The following is an 18516-nucleotide window of genomic DNA, read 5'->3' on the forward strand; positions in this document are numbered from 1 at the left end:
ATCTTCTCAGGCGTCAGCCTTGGCATCGGCCTTGGCAACGGTGGCGATGGCCAGCTCGGTCAGCTGGGCCTGGTTGGCGAAGCTGGGGGCATCCGTCATCAGGCAGGCCGCTGCCGTGGTTTTCGGGAAGGCGATCACGTCCCGGATGTTGTCGGTACCGGTCAGCAGCATGCTGAGGCGGTCCAGACCGAAGGCCAGACCGGCATGGGGTGGGGTGCCGTACTTCAGGGCATCCAGCAGGAAGCCGAACTTCAGGCGCTGCTCGTCCGGGGTGATCCCCAGGATGTCGAACACGGTGGACTGCATCTCGCTGTTGTGGATACGCACAGAGCCGCCACCCACTTCGTAGCCGTTGATCACCATGTCGTAGGCGTTGGCATAGGCCCCCAGGGGGTTGGCCTTGAGCTCGCTCGGACCCAGGTTGCTCGGGGCAGTGAAGGGGTGGTGCATGGCAGCCAGGCCACCTTCGCCATCTTCCTCGAACATGGGGAAGTCGATGACCCAGAGCGGCTTCCAGACGTTCTCCACCAGACCCAGATCGCGGCCCACCTTCAGGCGCAGGGCGCCCATGGCGTCGCACACCACCTTCTTGCTGTCAGCACCGAAGAAGAGGATGTCGCCGTCGGCCGCGCCGGTGCGGGCCAGGATCTCGCGCACTATCTCGTCGGTGAGGAACTTGGCCACCGGAGACTGCACGCCCTCGATGCCGTTAGCGGCTTCGTTGACCTTCATCCAGGCCAGGCCCTTGGCGCCATAGATGCCGACGAACTTGGTGTACTCGTCGATCTGCTTGCGAGAGAGCTCGGCGCCGCCCGGGACTTTCAGGGCTGCCACGCGGCCTTTCGGATCGTTGGCAGGACCCGCGAACACGGCGAACTCGACCGCAGTCAGCAGGTCGGCCACATCGACCAGCTCCATCGGCAGGCGCAGATCCGGCTTGTCGGAGCCGAAGCGGCGCATGGCCTCGTCGAAGGTCATGATGGGGAAGTCGCCGAGATCCACGTTCAGGATGTGCAGCCAGAGCTTGCGGATCATCTCTTCCATGATTTCGCGCACCTGCGGCGCCGTCATGAAGGAGGTCTCCACGTCGATCTGGGTGAATTCCGGCTGGCGGTCGGCACGCAGGTCTTCGTCGCGGAAGCACTTGACGATCTGGTAGTAGCGATCGAAGCCGGACATCATCAGCAACTGCTTGAACAGTTGCGGGGACTGCGGCAGGGCGTAGAACTTGCCCTTGTGCACCCGGCTCGGCACCAGATAGTCACGGGCCCCTTCCGGAGTCGCCTTGGTCAGCATGGGGGTCTCGATGTCGAGGAAGCCCTGCTCGTCCATGAAGCGGCGCACGAAGGCGCTGGCCTTGGCACGGGTCTTCAGGTACTTGGCCATCTCGGGGCGACGCAGGTCCAGGTAGCGATACTTGAGGCTGATCTCTTCGCTGTTGACCTGGTTGAAGTCCAGCGGCAGCGGCTCGGCACGGTTGATGATGGTGAGCTCGTGGGCGAACACTTCGATGGCGCCGGTAGCCATGTCGCTGTTGCGCTGGGAGTCCGGACGGGTACGCACCACGCCGGTCACCTGGATGCAGAACTCGCCGCGCAGCTCGGAGGCCAGGGCGAAGGCGTCCGGCTTGTCCGGGTCGAAGAAGACTTGCACGATCCCTTCCCGGTCGCGCATGTCGATAAAGATGAGGCCGCCGAGATCGCGACGACGATGGACCCAACCGCACAATGTTATGGTCTGCCCGGCATGGGCCTCATTGACCTGTCCGCAATAGATAGAGCGCATGGACTTCTTCCTTCGAAATGGTAGAGAGACGGTTCACCTTGGGTCGCCGGGCACGACTGGCAAGCACCGTCTGTCTCACAGCTGGCCAGATTCGGATTCTTACCCGGTTTGAAATCAGTCTCATATCATCCGGCTCCCCGAGCCGGATACTTGCCGCCAATGCCGGCTCGCGCCGAGTGCCCCGTCGAGGGGTCGACGCGCGAGGCGAGAACATCGGCAAGCGTCGTTGTCTGGCAACCTTGTGACCCAGGTCATCGCCACCTTAGGCGCACAACCCCGTGAGTCACAACGATTTGGCAAACAAAAGGGCTGGCATTATAGAGGAAAACCCCCATTTGGGTAAAATGGCCCGCAGCCCCCTTTGCCCTGTTTTTTGTTGTCCTGGCGCAAAAAGGGGAGCAAAACAGCATAAATCCGCAGACAGGAACCGACATGAGCCTCTATTTGGGTCTGCCCCAGTGGTCACACCCGGCCTGGCCCGGCCAGTTGCTGGGGGTGGGCGCCAGGCCCGCCGAGCACCTCGCCCACTATGCCCGGGTGTTCAATACCGTGGAGGGCAACACCACCTTCTACGCCTCCCCCACCCCGGACACGGTGCGCCGCTGGGCCGATGCGGTGCCGCCCCAGTTTCGTTTCAGCTTCAAGTTTCCGAAAGAGATCAGCCACCAGAGCGATCTGGTGAGCGCCGGCAAGCAGGTGGCGGCCTTCATCGCCCTGCTGGCGCCCCTGCACGGGCAACTGGGGCTGCTCAAGCTGCAACTGCCCGCCCGCTTCGGCCCCGCCGGCCTGCCGCGCCTCGCCGCCTTCTTCGAGAGCCTGCCGCCGGATTTCACCTATGCCCTCGAGGTGCGCCACCCCGACTTCTTCGCCAAGGGGGAGGCGGAGCGGGCCCTGAACCGCCTGCTGATGGACAGGGGCATCAACCGCATCATGCTCGACAGCCGGCCGCTCTTCTCGGTGCCCGCCACCACGGCGGCCATGATCGATGCCCAGGGCAAGAAGCCCAGGCTCCCGGTGCACCTGCTCGCCACCGCAAACAGCCCTGTGGTGCGCCTCATCGGCCTTCCTCAAATCGAGGACAATTACCCATTTTTGCCATCCTGGTTGCCCCGTTGGAAACAATGGCTGGCAGAGGGGAAGGATCTCTACCTCTTTATCCATACCGCCGACAACGCCCGTGCCCCCGAACTGGCCCGTCAGGCCAGTCGGCTGCTCGGTCAGGAGATGGCCCCCTGGCCGGGGGAAAACGATCGCGCGCGCCAGGGCGTGCTGCCCTTTTAGCCACTCCCTTCCCCGCCCCTGTTTCACCGCTAAAAAAAGCCGTTTTTTTGTGGCTGGACGGGCCTCGGCGTCAAGACAAACGCCCGCCTTTCCTCTACACTACCGCCCCAAGCAAGGACCCGAACGCCCGCCATGGCACAGTGTTGCAGGCGACCGTCCGGCTCCCGGGAAAGGGCTCTGACCGCTGTCCATGGCAACACCTGCCGCAGACGGCTCATCCCCATAAAGGACCAGGATGATGGTCCATTGCGAACAGGGCGGGCCCGAAGGATCTCAAGGCCAGCCACCCCGTTCGTAAACCGGTGACGACCCGGACGGGCGTCACCCAACGACTCCATTGAACACACAGTCGGTTCGCGCACCGGCTGTCAGGTTGCGCCAGCATGCACGATCAGATTTTTGCCGCCCCCATTGCCCAATTGGGGGATTTTTGCTTTGACGAACAGGTCGTCGATGTCTTCCCCGACATGATCCAGCGATCCGTGCCGGGTTACAGCAACATCATCTCCGCCATCGGCATGATGGCCGCCCGTTACGCCCAGCCCCAGAGCCGCCTGTACGATCTCGGCTGTTCGCTGGGCGCCGCCACCCAGGCGATGCGCCGCCATGTCAATCAGCCCGGCTGCCAGATCACGGCGGTGGATCTCTCCCACCCCATGATCGAGCGTGCCCGCGCCCACCTCTCTGGCTTCAAGTCCGAGGTGCCGGTGGAGCTGGTGGAGGCTGATATCTGCGACATCGCCATCGAGAACGCCTCCGTGGTGGTGCTCAACTTCACCCTGCAGTTCGTCGAGCCCGAGAAACGGGCCGCCCTGATCCAGCGCATCCATGACGGCCTGCGCCCCGGTGGTATCCTGATCCTGAGCGAGAAGTTCCGTTTCGAGGACGAACAGGTCAACGCGCTGCTCATCGACTTGCACCTCGATTTCAAGCGGGCCAACGGCTACAGCGAGCTGGAGATAAGCCAGAAGCGCACCGCCCTTGAAAACGTGATGCGTACCGACAGCCTGGAGACTCACCGTGCCCGCCTGCGGGACGCCGGTTTCACCCATCAGGATCTCTGGTTCCAGTGCTTCAACTTCGGCTCCATGATTGCCATCAAATCCAGCGACGCCCAGCCATGATCGACTTCGCCAACTTTTATCAACTGATCGCCAAGAACCGGCTGAGCCACTGGCTGCACACCCTGCCCGCCCAGCTGCACGCTTGGCAGCACGACAACCTGCACGGGGACCTGCCGCGCTGGAACCGCGCCCTCAACAAGCTGCCGCAGGTGGCCCCTGGCAACGTCGAGCTGAAAAGCCGGGTCGAGGTAGGCGGCATGGACAGCCTGAACGAGGGGGAGCGCAAGAAGACCGAGAGCCTGCTGCGCCAGTTCATGCCCTGGCGCAAGGGCCCCTTCCATGTGCACGGCATCCACATCGACACCGAGTGGCGCTCCGACTGGAAGTGGGAGCGGGTGCTGCCCCACATCAGCCCGCTCGCCGGGCGTTACGTGCTGGATGTGGGTTGCGGCAGCGGCTACCACCTCTGGCGCATGGTCGGCGAAGGGGCAAAACTCGCGGTCGGTATCGATCCGAGCCCGCTGTTCCTGTGCCAGTTCGAGGCCATCCGTCACTTCGCCGGAGGGGATCAGCGCGCTCACCTGCTGCCGCTGGGCATTCAGGAGCTGCCGGAACTACGCGCCTTTGACACCGTCTTCTCCATGGGGGTGCTCTATCATCGCAAGTCTCCCATCGAGCACATCGAACAGCTGCGCAACCAGCTCAAAGACGACGGGGAGCTGGTGCTGGAGACGCTGGTGATCGACGGCGGCGTCAACGACGTGCTGGTGCCCACCGATCGCTACGGCAAGATGCGCAACGTCTGGTTTATCCCCTCAAGCGCGGCTCTCAAACTCTGGGTCGAACGCTGCGGGTTCAGCGACGTGCGAGTCGTGGACGAGAATATGACCAGTACCGACGAACAGCGTCGTACCGACTGGATGATTAACGAGTCCCTGAGTGACTACCTGGACCCAGACGATCCGGCACTCACGGTCGAAGGATACCCGGCACCCAAGCGTGCCGTACTGATCGCCAGAAAGGCCAAAGACTAGCCGATGGCGGCTGTGGAAGTTACACTGACCTAATTCCAGGAAGCACAGTTAAATGAATGACATGAAAAGCAAATTAAAAGGAATGACCCTGCTCTCCCTGCTCAGTCTCGGCGGGTGTGTCAGTATGGAAAAAGCCCCCCCGGCCCCGACCCTGACGCTGGCCGAGCTTCGCAACGAGATCACGTTGAGCGAGCAACGCCTGCAAACATCCATGGAACAGCAACAGAAGCAGTATGTGCAGCAACAGCACCTGCTGGTTCAGCTCAACACCGATGTCACCAACATGAAAGAGTCCGTGAAGAAAGTCGACAGCAAGCTGGCTACCCTGCCACCCGAGCCCCCCAAACCCATGGCCATTCCCACCGAGAAGTGCCCGGCCCCGAGCCAGGGCCACACGGTCGACGGCAAGCTGCTGGTGGGTGAGGCGGAGTGGATCTGGGTCGATGCCGCCAACGATGCCTTCCAGGCACGGGTCGATACCGGCGCCACCACCTCCTCCATCAGCGCCCAGGAGATCACCATCTTCGAGCGCAACGGCAAGAACTGGGTGCGCTTCTTCCTGAGCCACCAGGAGATGGACGACAAGATCCAGATCGAGGCGCCCCTGGTGCGTCACGTGCGGGTGCGTCAGGCTTCTGCCGACGACCTCGACCGTCGTCCCGTGGTGCGCCTCACCGTGCGCATCGGTGACATGACCGAGAAGGCCGAGTTTACCCTCAAAGACCGCAGCGACATGACCTTCCCCGTGCTGCTGGGCCGTGAATTCTTGAAAGACATCGCCGTGGTCGACGTGGCCCGCGAGTATATCCAACCAAAACCCAAGCTCAAGGATGTAAAATAATCCATGGTTTCCCGTAAGCCGTTCTATCTGCTGGTCGCCCTGCTGTTCATTGTCGGCCTGGGAATGACGTTTTATCACCATGTCGCCCTGGACGTGCCGCTCACGCCCGGTGAAAAACGTCAGATCTGGTCTATCGAAGCCAAGCTCGAGTTCGAGGCGACCGGTGAGCCAGTCATCGCCTCCCTGGCCATTCCGGGCACCCAGCCCGGCTTCACCCTGATGAACGAGAATGCCGCCAGCCCGGGCTACGGCCTATCGTTCGTCGAGAAGGACGGTGACGCCCGTGCCGAGTGGTCCATTCGCACCGCCTCTGGCCGCCAGGAGCTCTACTATCGGGTCGACATGATGGCGGATGCCCATGCCAAGCCCGCCGCCAACCCGCTGCCGCCCGCCATCGAGAAGCAGATCGAAAGTGAGCCCTACGCCACCGCGATGAAGCAGATCCTCGAGCGCGCCCAGGAGCGTTCCGCAGACGGCTACACACTGACCCGCGAGATCATCAAGGAGATCGAGAAGCAGGAACAGAACGCCGAGCTGCTGAAGTCTCATAAGAGCCGTGCCAGCCTGATCGCCGAGCTGCTCAACAACGCCGAGGTGCCGGCGCGCGTGGTCCACGCCCTGAGCCTGGAAGACGGTCGCCGTCGTCAGGAGCTGGTGGACTACCTGCAGGTGTTCAACAGCCCGACCGACTACAAGCTGTTCAACCCGCAAACCGGTGAACAGGGACAACCGGGGAACCTGCTGCTGTGGGAATACAACTCCGGCGCCCTCTTGGACGTCACCGGTGGCCACAACTCCCGCGTCACCTTCTCGATGATCGAGCAGGAACAGCCGGTCAACGTGGCCCTGGCGCAGAAGTTCGAGAAGTCCGAGATGATGAACTTCTCCATCCACAGCCTGCCGCTGGAAGAGCAGGCGCTGTTCAAGGGTCTGCTGCTGATCCCCATCGGTGTGCTGATGGTGGTGTTCCTGCGGGTGCTGGTGGGGATCAAGACCTCCGGCACCTTCATGCCGGTGCTGATCGCGGTCGCCTTCATCCAGACCTCGCTCGTTACGGGCTTGATAGGCTTCCTGCTGATCGTCGGTACCGGCCTGGTCATCCGCTCCTACCTGTCGCGGCTCAACCTGCTGCTGGTGGCCCGAATATCGGCGATCATCATCATGGTGATCTCGATGATCGGCATCTTCTCGGCCTTTGCCTTCAAGCTGGGGCTGACCGACGGCATGAAGATCACCTTCTTCCCGATGATCATCCTCTCCTGGACCATAGAGCGGATGTCCATCCTGTGGGAAGAAGAGGGCCCGAAAGAGGTGTTCCGTCAGGGTGGCGGCTCCCTGCTGGTGGCGGTCATCGCCTACCTGGCCATGGACAACGAGCTCATTCGTCACCTCACCTTCAACTTCCTCGGCCTGCAACTGGTGCTGATGGCCACCGTGCTGGTGATGGGTAACTACACCGGCTACAAGCTGAGCGAGCTCAAGCGCTTCAAGCCGCTGGTGGACGAGATGAAGTCCGGTGCCACCCCGGGTAAGGACAAGTAACAGATGTGGTTCTGGCAGAAATACACCAGCCCGTGGAGCCTGTCTCAGGCAGGCATCCTCGGCATGAACAAACGCAACCACTCCTACATCAGCCGCTACAACCCGCGTCGTCTCTACCCGTTGGTGGATGACAAGCTCAAGACCAAGCGCATCGCGCTGGATGCGGGGGTGACGGTGCCTGAACTCATCGGCACCATCCGCGAGCAGCACGATGTGACCCGCATCACCGAGCTGGTGAAGGATTGGCCGGGCTTCTGCATCAAGCCGGCCCGCGGCTCCGGCGGCAAGGGGATCCTGGTGATCCTGCGTCAGGAAGAGGGCAGCTTCTACAAGCCCAACGGCAGCGCCTCCACCGGTCAGGATCTGGAGCGCCATGTCTCCAACATACTGGCGGGCCTCTATTCGCTGGGCGGCAAGCCCGACGTGGCGCTGGTGGAAGGACTCATCAACTTCGATGACGTATTCGACGGCTACTCCTTCGAAGGGGTGCCCGATGCCCGGGTGATCATCTTCAAGGGCTTCCCGGTGATGGCCATGATGCGTCTCTCCACCGCCGCCTCGGACGGCAAGGCGAACCTGCACCAGGGCGCCGTGGGGGTGGGTCTGTGCCTGCGTACCGGTCGCGCCCTGCGGGCGGTGCAGTTTGGCAACCCCCTGCGCCACCACCCGGACACCGGCCTGGATCTCTACGATCTCAAGGTGCCCCACTGGGATACCCTGCTGACCCTGGCCGCCTCCTGCTACGAGATGTCGGGGCTTGGCTACATCGGGACCGACATGGTGCTGGACAAGTTCCGCGGCCCCATGCTGCTGGAGCTCAACGCCCGTCCCGGTCTCGCCATCCAGATCGCCAATGGCCGCGGCCTGGTGCCCAACCTCAAGACCATCGAGAAGCTGGGTCAGGTCAAGATGAATGTGGAGCAACGCGTCAACTTCGCCAAGGATCACTTCGGTATCTTCGACGAATGAGTGACGCTCCATCACTGCAAAAACGCGCCACCCGGCGCGTTTTTTTATGGCCGGCGTCGGGTGCCCCCCGGGAAGGCCGATCCCCATCACATCCCGTAGCAACCCCCCTTCAACGGGCTGGTACAAGGGGATAAGCTCCCAAGGCAGTAGCTGCCATCACGGGAGGGAGGATGCCGGGCCTCTCCCTTCCGCCTGCCCCGTGACGCACACATCCTGCCAGGAGGGCGCCTAATCTCGGCGACAAAGCAGTCTCTCGATGGTAGATTAATCAAATAGATAGCATCGATCGGGTTTCCCCTATGCAACGTTGGCCCAGCCTGAAACAGCTCCAGTATCTGGTCGCTCTGGACGAGCACAAGAATTTCAACCGTGCCGCCAAGGCCTGTCATGTCAGCCAGTCCACCCTGAGTACCGGGATCCAGACCCTGGAGGACATGATGAACCTGCAACTGGTGGAGCGGGATCACAAGAGCTTCATCATGACGCCGGTCGGCATGGAAATCGTCGCGCGAGCGCGCAACCTGCTCTCCGATGCCCGGGATCTGATGGAACTCGGCCAGCAGCAGGGGGGCGTCATGCATGGCACAGTCCGCCTGGGCTGCATTCCCACCATTGCCCCCTTCCTGCTGAGCAAGCTGCTGCAGGTGTGCGGCAAGGCCTATCCGGAGCTGGAGCTGCTGCTGCGGGAAGACACCACCACCAATCTGCTCAAGCAGCTGGAGCAGGGTCAGCTCGACCTGCTGATCCTGGCGCTGCCGGTGGAGATCGGCGGCTTTCACTGCAAGACGGTCGGTCAGGATCCCTTCCACATGGTGATGCCCTCCCACATGGCGGCGGGGCTGCACATGCCGTTCGATTACAAGGAGTTGCCCAATCAGAGCATCTTCCTGCTGGAGCGGGAGCACTGCCTGACCGAACACGCGGTGAGTGCCTGCCGGCTGCGGGACAAGAGCAAGATCAACCCGTTCGCCGCCACCAGCCTGCACACCCTGGTACAGATGGTGGGCGCCGGCCTTGGCACCACCTTCCTGCCCCAGATGGCCATAGATGCCGGCATCCTCGAGAACTCGGATCTGGTGGCCATTCCCCTGCCAGGGGAGAAGCCCTATCGCGAGATCGGCCTGGTGTGGCGCCCCAGCACCACTCGGGTGCAGACCTTCTACAAGATCGCCGAGCTGCTCACGCCGCTGATAACTCCCAAGGCGGCCGACTGACGACTGGCTTGCCGGGAGTGCATTTTCTGCCCTCGGCAAGCATTTATGCTATCGCTGTTCAGGTTCCAGGCAGGAACATCATCTATGATGAATCCTGTGCCCTATCAAGGAGTTGAGATGTTTCGCACCTTGCTGCCGCCCCTGCTGGCCCTGTTTGTCATCGCCTGCTCCAGCACCCCGGAGCCGCCGCCTGCCCGCCAGGCCAGTGCCTTCGACGGCTTCTATCAGCAGTGGCGCGGCGTCCCCTACCGCATGGGTGGCACCAACCGAGCCGGCCTCGACTGCTCCGCCTTCACCCAGCTTGCCTACCAGCAGGTGCTGGGCTTCACCCTGCCCCGCACCACGGAATCCCAGGCCAGCCTGGGTCGCCCGGTTGACAGATACCGGCTGCAGCACGGGGATCTGGTGTTCTTCAAGACTGGCTGGCAGCAGTACCACGTCGGGGTCTACACCGGGTCAGGGGAGTTTATCCACGCCTCCACCAGCAAGGGGGTGATCCGCTCGCGCCTCGACAACGTCTACTGGAACAGCCGCTACTGGCAGGCACGCCGCCTGACCCAGTAGCCGCCATCAACGAACCGCAAAGAAGAAGGCCCCGAGGGGCCTTCTTCTTTATGTGCTGCGCCGAAAATAGGCTGCGCAGAGGCTCAATGCTTGCGGTGCCAGCGGGGCGAAGTGGCCCGTTCCCCCCAGGGGGTCACACAGGGCAGCAGGGCCCCTTCGATGACACCATCATGGCTCGCCAGCGCCAGGGCTATCTTCTCGTGGAGCAGGCGCAGCAGGTTCTTGTCTTGCTCCGCCAGGGAGTGGCCTGCGGCGAAATACTCGCGCTGGTGTTGCAGTGCCAGCTTCTGGGTAAATTCATAGGTGTTGAAACTGTCCGGCATACGCTCGATCACATCGTCCAGCCTGGCCAGCAGGCTGTGCAATTCCCTGGTCATGTGCAGCACTCCATCTGAGTTGATGGGCAAAAACTACCCCTTATTGGATAATTCACCAATCGTGATAGCCCAAAACTGTGGTGCCGAGCACAGTTCCATCGGAGAACCCCTTCATCCATCCCTGGCCTGGCACGTTCCAGTTTACAAGCTGGCAACAAGCCGGTAGATTCAGACCGACTAATCAGTCGGTCAGTTTTTGTGCGGAGCAAACCATGGAAGCCATACAAACCCAGTCCCCAGACAAGTTCTCCCTGCCCGAGCAGTTGGTCCGCCTCAAGCAGGCCTGTCAGGCCCAGCCCATGCCGAGCCTGGCACAGCGCCGCAGCCGGTTGACCGCGCTCAAGAGCGCCCTGCTCGCCCACAAGCAGGCGCTCTGCGACGCCCTGGCTCTGGATTATGGCCAGCGCAGCGACTACGACTCCCTGGTCGCCGACATCCTGCCCTGCGTCATGCAGATCAACTACAGCCTGAAACGGCTCAAGGGGTGGATGAAGCCAGTGCGGCGCCACCCCGGCCTGCTGCTGGCCCCCGCCAGGGTCGAGGTGCACTATCAACCGCTTGGCGTGGTCGGCATCATGGTGCCCTGGAACTTCCCTGTGATGCTGAGTCTGGGCCCCCTCATCGGCGCCATCGCCGCCGGCAACCGCGCCATGATCAAACTCTCCGAGTTCACCCCCCATACCAATGCCGCGCTGCGCACCCTGCTGGAGGCGGTGTTTGACGACGACGAGGTGGTGCTCATCGAGGGAGATGCGGGACTCGCGGCCGCCTTCAGCACCCTGCCCTTCGATCATCTGCTGTTCACCGGCTCCACGGCGGTGGGCAGGCAGGTAATGGCTGCCGCCGCGCCCCAGCTCACGCCGCTGACCCTGGAGCTCGGTGGCAAGAGTCCCTGCCTCATCGCCCCCGACATGCCCCTGGCCCTGGCGGTGGAGCGGATGATCTTCGCCAAGAGCCTCAACGCCGGTCAGATCTGCGTGGCTCCGGACTATGTATTGCTGCCACGAGGGCAGGAGCAGGGCTTTATCGAAGCCTATCAGACGCACTTTCGCCGCCTATATCCCAAGGGGCTGGATAGTCCGGATTACGGCTCCATCATCAACGCGGCCCAGTATGAGAGGCTCACCGCCTGGCTGGCGGAGGCGAAGCAGGCGGGTGCCCAGGTGCACCCTTGCGCCTCGCCGGCCCGGGATGACGGCGCCCGCCGCCTGGTACCCCACCTGCTGACTGAGGTGCCCGGCCACTGCCAGCTGATGCAGCAGGAGATCTTCGGCCCCCTGCTGCCCCTGGTGCCCTATGACAGCATCGAGGAGGCCATTGCCTATGTGGCGGCCCGGCCACGCCCGCTGGCACTCTATCTAATGAGCCTGGATCCGGCACTGCAGCACCGCCTCACCCGGGAGACCCACGCCGGTGGCATGGCCATCAACGAGTGCCTGTTCCAGGTGGCGGCGGACGACGCCCCCTTCGGCGGCATAGGCCCCTCCGGCATGGGGCACTACCACGGCCACGAAGGCTTTCTCACCTTCTCCAAGGCGAAAACCGTGCTGCGCCGCGGCCGTTTCAGCACGGGGAGCCTGATCCACCCCCCTTATCGGCGCTGGTACCAGCGGCTGATGATGGCCCTGTTCCTGCGCTAGGAGGCAACATGAGCGATCCCATGACAGACAAACGCCGCCAGATCCTGGATGCCGCCCTTGCCCTGTGCGCCGAGGATGGCCTGCAGGGGGCCGCTACCGCCCGCATCGCCCGGGCGGCAGGGGTGGCCAACGGCACCCTGTTCCACCACTTTCCCAGCAAGGAGCTGCTGATCCAGCAGCTCTACCAGGACGTCAAGCTGCGCCTTGGCGCCGCCATCAGCGAAGCGGATCCGGCCCTGCCCCTCAGGGAGCAGGCGCGCCACTACTGGTGTCAGGCGATGAGCTGGATGCAGGCCCATCCCCACGAGCTCAAGTTCGTGCTGGGCTTCTTCCACTCCCCCCTGCTGGCACGGCCGCTGCGCAGCCAGATCCTGGGGGAGACACTACGCTTCCTGCCGCGCCTGCTTGCCCGGGGTCAAGCCAGCGGCGAGCTGATGCAGGCGCCCCCCGTCCTGATGCTGGAAGTGTGCCAGAGCCTGTTTCTGGCCTGTGCCTCCCTCTTTGTCGACCAGCCCGAGCTCGGGGACGATCCCCACTGGCAGGCCAGCGCCTTCGCCCTCTTCTGGTCCGCCATTGCAGGAGGCCTTCATGACGCTTGATCCTTGGCTTGCCACCGGCAGGCGCCTCTGGATAGGGAGTCTGCTCTGGGTCATCGGCCGCACCCTGTGCCGCGCCGCCCGGGTCGACGAGGCGGTGCGCCGTGAGCTCGCCCCGCTGCCGGAGGAGCTTCGCATCCGGCTGGAGGTGCATGGGCTGCCTTATGGACTGACCCTGCACAAGAGGACCGGGCGCTGGCGATGCGGCCCCGCGTCCCTTGGGGCAACAAGTCCCCATGTTCTGCGGGTCTGCTTCAAGCACCCCGCCATCGCCTTTCGCGCCCTCAGCTTTCGCCTCGGCATTAATCAGGCCTTCTGCGAGAACCGGCTGCTGGTGGAGGGGGATCTCGGGGCGGCCATGCAGCTGGTGCGGGCGCTGGAGCAGCTGCAAGCCCTGATCCTGCCTGCCTTCATCGCACGGCCCCTGCTGCGCCACTACCCGAGCCCGCGCCACAAGCTGACGCGAGCCTGCCACATCTACCTGGGTCTGCTGACCGGTTGAAAAGAAGGATGAACACCATGAGCCGTTATTACGATTTCTTCTGTCCGGTCAGATTGATGGCAGGGGAGCAGGCGCTGGAACAGCTTCCGGACGAGCTGATGGCACTGGGGGCACGCCGTCCGCTGCTGCTGACCGACAAGGGGGTCGGCGGCAGCGGGCTCGCCACCCTGCTGGCCAATGTGCTGGCGGAGGGGGGCCTGCCGGTCGCCGCCATCTGGGACGAGATCCCAGCCGACTCCTCCACCGCCGTGGTGGAGCGCATCGCCACCCGCTGGCGGGAACTCGGTTGTGACAGCCTGGTGGCCCTGGGGGGCGGCTCCGTCATCGATACCGCCAAGGCGGTCAACATCCTGGTCACCCTGGGCGGGGAGCGGCTGCTGGATCATGCGGGGGCCGGTTGCCTGACCCGCCCCCTCAAACCGCTGGCGGCGGTGCCCACCACGGCGGGCACCGGATCGGAAGTGACCCTGGTGGCGGTGATCCGAGACGAGGGAAGCGGGCGCAAGGTGCCCTTCACCTCCCCCTTCCTGCTGCCCCAGCTGGCGGTGCTGGACCCGCGCCTCACCCGGGGGCTGCCGCTGCCCATCACGGCCGCCACCGCCATGGACGCCATGACCCACGCCATCGAGGCCTTCATCGGCAATGCCAAGAACCCGGTCAGCGACGCCCTGGCCCTGATGGCGGTGGAGAAGATAGCCGATGCCCTGCCCAAGGTGTTGCAGGCCCCCGAAGACAAGCACCTGCGGCTACAACTGGCGGAGGGATCCACCCTGGCGGGCATGGCGTTTTCCAACTCCATGGTGGGGCTGGTGCACGCCCTCGGCCACAGCCTGGGGGCCCGCTGCCACCTGCCCCACGGCCTGTGCATGAACCTCTTCCTGCCCGCGGTGCTCGACTACAACAGGCCGCAGATAGACCCTGAGCTGGCCCGCCTGCTGCTGCCGCTGGCGGGGCCGGAGTGCTTCGCGGCCACCCCACAGGCGCTGCGTCCCCAGGCAGCCCTGGATGCACTCTGCGCCCTGCGCGACAGTCTCTGGCAGGCGGTAGGGTTGCCGCGCACCCTGGCGGAAGCCGGCGTGACGGACAGATCGGTGCTCACCGACATTCGTGATCTCGCCATCAACGACGGCGCCCTGCTCTACAACCGCAAAGATGCGGACAGGGAAGAGCTGCTGGCGCTGCTGGAACAGGTGTGGGAATGACCTCCAAGCCGACCCGCAGAGGGCCGGCTTGGCGCAGGATCAGATGGGCGGCGTGAAGACCCCGGTGGAGAGATAGCGATCCCCTCGATCGCAGATGATGGCCACCACCACCCCCTGTCTGAGCTCGGCCGCTACCCGCAGGGCGCCGGCCACGGCGCCCCCCGAGCTGACCCCGCAGCAGATCCCCTCTTCCCGCGCCAGCCGGCGCATCATGGCCAGCGACTCATCGAGCGTCACATCCAGCACCCGATCGACCCGCTCAGGCTCGAAGATGGCGGGCATATAGGCTTCTGGCCAGCGGCGAATGCCGGGGATCTGGCTCCCCTCGGCCGGTTGCAGGCCTATCACCTGCACCGCCGGATTCTGTTCCTTGAGGTAGCGGGAGACCCCCATGATGGTGCCCGTGGTGCCCATGGCGGAGACGAAGTGAGTGATTGCCCCCTCGCTCTGGCGCCAGATCTCGGGGCCGGTGGAGAGGTAGTGGGCATCCGGGTTGGCCGGGTTGTTGAACTGATCGAGCACCAGCCCCTCGCCGCGGGTCTGCATGGCCAGCGCCAGATCCCGCGCTTCTTCCATGCCGTTTTCCACCAGCACCAGCTCGGCGCCATAGGCCTGCATGGCGTCGCGCCGCTCCTGGCTCATGGTGCTCGGCATGACGAGGCGCATCCGGTACCCCCGGGCCGCCGCCACCATGGCCAGCGCGATGCCGGTATTGCCCGAGGTGGCCTCGATGAGTCGTGCTCCTGGCCCTAAGTGACCACTCGCCTCAGCCGCCCGAACGAGGTTCAGGGCCGGTCTGTCCTTGACGGAGCCGGCGGGGTTGTTGCCCTCCAGCTTCACCAGCAGGGTCACGTCGGGACAGGGGTTGATGCGGCGCAGGCGCAGCAACGGGGTATTGCCAATCAGATCTTCCAGGGTGGCGAAGGCCATAACGGGATCCATCCTCTGCTAACTGTTCTATACCTTGCCTAGCGAGCCGCTCGCAGGCCGGTCAGTGTAAGCGAGCATCCTCGGCCCGCAAAGAGCACGGTTGGCAAAGTCCGGCCAGCATGCTCTGATACCCCTTCCCCACCCTTTGAGGAGCCTCCATGAGCGACATTCTTCATCAGGCCGACCAGCAGCAGTTCATCTGCGAGGTGGACGGCAAGCTCTCCCGCCTTGCCTACCGCAGGCTGGACGCAACCACTGTAGACGCCTACAGCACCCAGGTGCCCGCCGAGCTGCGCGGACAAGGCATTGCCGACAAGCTGGCCCGCAACTTCTACGACTGGACCCGGGCAGAGGGGCTCACCATAGTGCCGAGCTGCAGCTACATAGATGTCTGGCTGCGCCGTCATGCCGGTTGAGGCACAAGCACCTAGGGAAGCGCAGTTGCAAGCCCACACCGAGGCCCTGCTGCGGGCCGATCCCCTGCGCATGGCCTGCCTGCGAACGGCACGGGAGCTGGCCCTGCTGGACTGGGCGCTGGGGGCGGGCTTTGTGCGCAACCTCATCTGGGATCACCTGCACCACAAGGCCGAGCCCACTCCCCTCAACGACATAGATCTCATCTATCTGGATGCAGGGGATCCACAAGGGCTGGCCGAGCGGGGGCACCAAGACTGGCTGGCGGAGCGTCTGCCCGGCCAGCGCTGGGAGGCGCGCAATCAGGCGCGCATGCATGTACGCCAGCAAGTGGCCCCCTTTACCAGCTCGCTGGCGGCGCTCAGTCACTGGGTAGAGGTGCCCACCTGCATCGGGGTCCGCCTGCTGGCAGACGATTCGTTCGAGTGGCTGGCCCCCTACGGCTTTGCCCCCAACTGGTCCCTGCAGGTGAGCCCCAATCCGCGCTGCCGGCAGGAGAGCCGGATCTTCATCGACAGGATCAGGGACAAACAGTGGCAGCGCATCTGGCCTGACCTTGTGGTGAACTGGCCATGACCGGATTGCAATGGGCCGACAACCTTGGGCACACTAAGGAAAAGCTGTTTATAACTCAATGGGTTAAATAATGCGCGACTTCTTCTCTCTCGAACGCTGGCTGCCGGGCCTCGCCGCCCTGCTGCAATATCAGCGGGCCTGGCTGATGCCGGATCTTCGCGCTGGCCTCTCGGTGGCGGCCGTGGCCTTGCCCGTGGCCATCGCCTATGCGGAGCTTGCCGGGGTGGGCGCCATCGTCGGCCTCTACTCCTGCATACTGCCCATGGTGGTCTACGCCCTCTTTGGCACCTCCCGCCAGCTCATCGTCGGCCCGGACGCCGCCACCTGCGCCGTCATCGCCGCCGTGGTGACGCCGCTCGCCGCCGGGGACCCCACCCGTCAGTGGCAACTGGTGATGACCATGACCGCCATGACCGGCTTCTGGTGCCTCATCGCCAGCCGCTTCAAGCTGGGGGTGCTGGCGGACTTTCTCTCCCGCCCGATCCTGATGGGGCTGCTCAACGGGGTGGCCATCACCATCATGGTGGGTCAGCTCTCCAAGATCTTCGGCTTCACCTTCAGCGAGCGCTACCTGATAGAGCGGATCCTGAACGGCACCGACTACATTACCCAAACCCATCTGCCCACCCTGGCCATGAGCCTGACCGCCCTGCTCACCCTGCTGCTGGCCAAGCGTTACAAGCCATCCTGGCCCTCCTCCATGGTGGCCATGGTGGTGACGGCGGCCCTGGTGTGGGCCCTCAATCTCGGCCAGTTCGACATCGCCACCCTGGGGGCCGTGGGTTCGGGTCTGCCCGCCTTCCAGATGCCGGAATTCCCCCCCGGCCTGATGCGCGAGCTGGTACTGCCGGCGCTCAACCTCGCCATGGTGAGCTTCGTCTCCATGATGCTCACCGCCCGCAGTTTCGCCGCCAAGAACGGCTACGAGATCGATGCGGACAAGGAGTTCAGGGCGCTGGGCATGGCGAACCTCGCCTCTGCTGTCTCCCAGGGTTTTGCCATCAGCGGGGCGGATTCACGCACCGCGGTCAACGACGCCAACGGCGGCAAGAGCCAGCTGGTCTCCATCATAGCCGCCGCTGTGATCGCCCTCATCACCTTCTATTTGACGGCGCCGCTTAAATTCATCCCCACCGCCGCCCTCGGGGTGGTGCTGGTGATGGCCTCCCTGTCGCTCACCGATTTTCGCGGCCTCTGGGCCCTGCGCGACTCGGATCGCGCCGCCTTCTGGCTGGCCCTCATCACCTTCGTCAGCGTGCTGACCATGGGGGTCATTCCGGGGATCACCCTGGCGGTCTTGCTGGGCCTGTTCCAGTTCCTGCGCAACGTGATGCGCCCCACCGATCAGCTGCTCGGCATGGACGACGAAGGGGTGGTGCGCACCCTGGGGGACAACGAGCAGGCCAAGGCGATTCCCGGCATCCTGGTCTATCGCTTCAACTCGCCGCTGACCTACTTCAACGCCCCCTACTTCAAGCGGCGGGTGCTGGCGCTGCTGGTGCAGGATCCCCACAATCCCAAGTGCCTGGTGGTGGACGCGGTGGCCTGCTTCACCCATCAGGACATCAGCGTGATGAGCATGGTGGGGGAGCTGCACAAGGAGCTCAGACGCCGTGGCATCCACATGGTGATGGCCGGTCGCCACGGCCAGATGACCCAGTGGCTCAAGCAGGCGGGGATCCGGGTAGGCGACGAGGGGGTCATCCTCAGTCCCGACATGTATCAGGCCCTGCGCATGACCCGCTGCTATCGGGAGCCTGTGTTCAAGGATGACGAGGTGGTGGAGAGCACCACGGATACCCTGCTCTCCCGCTGGCCCCAGGACGACGAGCTGCCGGACTCGGCGCACCTCACCCGGCCCTGCGAGCAGGAAGCGGGCGCCACCCCGGTCTGACGGTGCCACCCGGCGAGAGGGTGCCGGCCCGGCCCCCTCTTTGCTCAGGGCAGGATTGCACCCCGCACCCGCTTGGTGTTAAATGCCCGTC

18 protein-coding genes are annotated in these 18516 nt (G+C 64.0%); 15 read left to right on the forward strand and 3 right to left on the reverse strand.

The window, feature by feature from the left end:
• Window positions 1-6: 6 nt before the first annotated feature.
• Window positions 7-1785, reverse strand: a complete 1779-nt coding sequence (gene aspS, locus KW824_RS03925; RefSeq protein WP_005325692.1) for an aspartate--tRNA ligase — start codon at window positions 1783-1785, stop codon at window positions 7-9.
• A gap of 432 nt (window positions 1786-2217) precedes the next feature.
• Between aspS and KW824_RS03930 the strand changes: the two genes are divergently transcribed.
• The 8 genes from KW824_RS03930 (at window position 2218) to KW824_RS03965 (ending at window position 10294) form a co-directional block, all read left to right on the forward strand.
• The gene (locus KW824_RS03930; protein ID WP_218408961.1) at window positions 2218-3066 is read left to right on the forward strand and encodes a DUF72 domain-containing protein; all 849 of its coding nucleotides are present in this window, start codon (window positions 2218-2220) and stop codon (window positions 3064-3066) included.
• 383 nt (window positions 3067-3449) lie between these two features.
• Window positions 3450-4190 carry a carboxy-S-adenosyl-L-methionine synthase CmoA gene (gene cmoA / locus KW824_RS03935; protein ID WP_043131589.1) on the forward strand — a complete coding sequence of 247 codons (741 nt, stop codon included), beginning with the start codon at window positions 3450-3452 and terminating at the stop codon, window positions 4188-4190.
• Entirely contained in the window at window positions 4187-5164 is a 978-nt protein-coding gene (gene cmoB / locus KW824_RS03940; RefSeq protein WP_218408962.1) for a tRNA 5-methoxyuridine(34)/uridine 5-oxyacetic acid(34) synthase CmoB, read from the forward strand. The genes cmoA and cmoB overlap by 4 nt, the downstream gene beginning before the upstream one ends.
• Before the next feature lie 82 nt (window positions 5165-5246).
• Window positions 5247-6005 (forward strand): ATP-dependent zinc protease, encoded by a 759-nt coding sequence (locus KW824_RS03945; protein WP_171269495.1) that lies wholly within the window; start codon window positions 5247-5249, stop codon window positions 6003-6005.
• 3 nt (window positions 6006-6008) lie between these two features.
• Entirely contained in the window at window positions 6009-7547 is a 1539-nt protein-coding gene (locus tag KW824_RS03950; protein ID WP_005325703.1) for an inactive transglutaminase family protein, read from the forward strand.
• 3 nt (window positions 7548-7550) lie between these two features.
• Window positions 7551-8516 carry an alpha-L-glutamate ligase-like protein gene (locus KW824_RS03955; RefSeq protein WP_005325705.1) on the forward strand — a complete coding sequence of 322 codons (966 nt, stop codon included), beginning with the start codon at window positions 7551-7553 and terminating at the stop codon, window positions 8514-8516.
• Between the two features lie 299 nt (window positions 8517-8815).
• Entirely contained in the window at window positions 8816-9730 is a 915-nt protein-coding gene (locus tag KW824_RS03960; protein ID WP_043131593.1) for a hydrogen peroxide-inducible genes activator, read from the forward strand.
• Between the two features lie 117 nt (window positions 9731-9847).
• Window positions 9848-10294: a C40 family peptidase gene (locus KW824_RS03965; protein WP_041206155.1), complete on the forward strand. Its 447-nt coding sequence runs from the start codon at window positions 9848-9850 to the stop codon at window positions 10292-10294.
• A gap of 83 nt (window positions 10295-10377) precedes the next feature.
• On the opposite strand, the gene KW824_RS03970 is transcribed toward KW824_RS03965, so the two are convergent.
• Window positions 10378-10671, reverse strand: coding sequence for a hypothetical protein (locus tag KW824_RS03970; RefSeq protein WP_042650216.1), 294 nt, complete (start codon window positions 10669-10671; stop codon window positions 10378-10380).
• A 212-nt stretch (window positions 10672-10883) separates the two neighbouring features.
• Here KW824_RS03970 and KW824_RS03975 point away from each other — a divergent pair, with 212 nt between their 5' ends.
• From KW824_RS03975 to KW824_RS03990, 4 genes are read left to right on the forward strand one after another with little or no spacing between them, the layout of a single operon-like run.
• Window positions 10884-12311 carry a coniferyl aldehyde dehydrogenase gene (locus tag KW824_RS03975; RefSeq protein ID WP_218408963.1) on the forward strand — a complete coding sequence of 476 codons (1428 nt, stop codon included), beginning with the start codon at window positions 10884-10886 and terminating at the stop codon, window positions 12309-12311.
• 8 nt (window positions 12312-12319) lie between these two features.
• Entirely contained in the window at window positions 12320-12910 is a 591-nt protein-coding gene (locus tag KW824_RS03980) for a TetR/AcrR family transcriptional regulator (protein ID WP_218408964.1), read from the forward strand.
• The gene (locus KW824_RS03985) at window positions 12900-13409 is read left to right on the forward strand and encodes an SCP2 sterol-binding domain-containing protein (protein ID WP_171274148.1); all 510 of its coding nucleotides are present in this window, start codon (window positions 12900-12902) and stop codon (window positions 13407-13409) included. Before KW824_RS03980 ends, KW824_RS03985 begins: the two co-directional genes overlap by 11 nt.
• Window positions 13410-13426: 17 nt before the next feature.
• Window positions 13427-14611 carry an iron-containing alcohol dehydrogenase gene (locus KW824_RS03990; RefSeq protein WP_218408965.1) on the forward strand — a complete coding sequence of 395 codons (1185 nt, stop codon included), beginning with the start codon at window positions 13427-13429 and terminating at the stop codon, window positions 14609-14611.
• Window positions 14612-14650: 39 nt separating this feature from the next.
• On the opposite strand, the gene cysM is transcribed toward KW824_RS03990, so the two are convergent.
• Window positions 14651-15553, reverse strand: coding sequence for a cysteine synthase CysM (cysM, locus tag KW824_RS03995; RefSeq protein ID WP_218408966.1), 903 nt, complete (start codon window positions 15551-15553; stop codon window positions 14651-14653).
• 146 nt (window positions 15554-15699) lie between these two features.
• Between cysM and KW824_RS04000 the strand changes: the two genes are divergently transcribed.
• The 3 genes from KW824_RS04000 (at window position 15700) to KW824_RS04010 (ending at window position 18425) form a co-directional block, all read left to right on the forward strand.
• Complete coding sequence (locus KW824_RS04000) at window positions 15700-15957, forward strand: GNAT family N-acetyltransferase (protein WP_005325719.1); 258 nt, start codon at window positions 15700-15702, stop codon at window positions 15955-15957.
• Window positions 15947-16531 carry a nucleotidyltransferase family protein gene (locus tag KW824_RS04005; protein WP_218409091.1) on the forward strand — a complete coding sequence of 195 codons (585 nt, stop codon included), beginning with the start codon at window positions 15947-15949 and terminating at the stop codon, window positions 16529-16531. Before KW824_RS04000 ends, KW824_RS04005 begins: the two co-directional genes overlap by 11 nt.
• Before the next feature lie 70 nt (window positions 16532-16601).
• Window positions 16602-18425, forward strand: a complete 1824-nt coding sequence (locus KW824_RS04010) for a SulP family inorganic anion transporter (protein WP_218408967.1) — start codon at window positions 16602-16604, stop codon at window positions 18423-18425.
• The last annotated feature ends 91 nt before the right edge of the window (window positions 18426-18516 follow it).

It is taken from the genome of Aeromonas sp. sif0611, assembly GCF_019218845.1.
Classification (GTDB): Bacteria; Pseudomonadota; Gammaproteobacteria; order Enterobacterales; family Aeromonadaceae; genus Aeromonas; species Aeromonas media.

Coding starts and splice junctions, on each gene's coding strand:
- aspS (WP_005325692.1), bottom strand. CDS start 1,785: ATGCGCTCTATCTATTGCGGACAGGTCAATGAGGCCCATGCCGGGCAG.
- KW824_RS03930 (WP_218408961.1), top strand. CDS start 2,218: ATGAGCCTCTATTTGGGTCTGCCCCAGTGGTCACACCCGGCCTGGCCC.
- cmoA (WP_043131589.1), top strand. CDS start 3,450: ATGCACGATCAGATTTTTGCCGCCCCCATTGCCCAATTGGGGGATTTT.
- cmoB (WP_218408962.1), top strand. CDS start 4,187: ATGATCGACTTCGCCAACTTTTATCAACTGATCGCCAAGAACCGGCTG.
- KW824_RS03945 (WP_171269495.1), top strand. CDS start 5,247: ATGACCCTGCTCTCCCTGCTCAGTCTCGGCGGGTGTGTCAGTATGGAA.
- KW824_RS03950 (WP_005325703.1), top strand. CDS start 6,009: ATGGTTTCCCGTAAGCCGTTCTATCTGCTGGTCGCCCTGCTGTTCATT.
- KW824_RS03955 (WP_005325705.1), top strand. CDS start 7,551: ATGTGGTTCTGGCAGAAATACACCAGCCCGTGGAGCCTGTCTCAGGCA.
- KW824_RS03960 (WP_043131593.1), top strand. CDS start 8,816: ATGCAACGTTGGCCCAGCCTGAAACAGCTCCAGTATCTGGTCGCTCTG.
- KW824_RS03965 (WP_041206155.1), top strand. CDS start 9,848: ATGTTTCGCACCTTGCTGCCGCCCCTGCTGGCCCTGTTTGTCATCGCC.
- KW824_RS03970 (WP_042650216.1), bottom strand. CDS start 10,671: ATGACCAGGGAATTGCACAGCCTGCTGGCCAGGCTGGACGATGTGATC.
- KW824_RS03975 (WP_218408963.1), top strand. CDS start 10,884: ATGGAAGCCATACAAACCCAGTCCCCAGACAAGTTCTCCCTGCCCGAG.
- KW824_RS03980 (WP_218408964.1), top strand. CDS start 12,320: ATGAGCGATCCCATGACAGACAAACGCCGCCAGATCCTGGATGCCGCC.
- KW824_RS03985 (WP_171274148.1), top strand. CDS start 12,900: ATGACGCTTGATCCTTGGCTTGCCACCGGCAGGCGCCTCTGGATAGGG.
- KW824_RS03990 (WP_218408965.1), top strand. CDS start 13,427: ATGAGCCGTTATTACGATTTCTTCTGTCCGGTCAGATTGATGGCAGGG.
- cysM (WP_218408966.1), bottom strand. CDS start 15,553: ATGGATCCCGTTATGGCCTTCGCCACCCTGGAAGATCTGATTGGCAAT.
- KW824_RS04000 (WP_005325719.1), top strand. CDS start 15,700: ATGAGCGACATTCTTCATCAGGCCGACCAGCAGCAGTTCATCTGCGAG.
- KW824_RS04005 (WP_218409091.1), top strand. CDS start 15,947: ATGCCGGTTGAGGCACAAGCACCTAGGGAAGCGCAGTTGCAAGCCCAC.
- KW824_RS04010 (WP_218408967.1), top strand. CDS start 16,602: ATGCGCGACTTCTTCTCTCTCGAACGCTGGCTGCCGGGCCTCGCCGCC.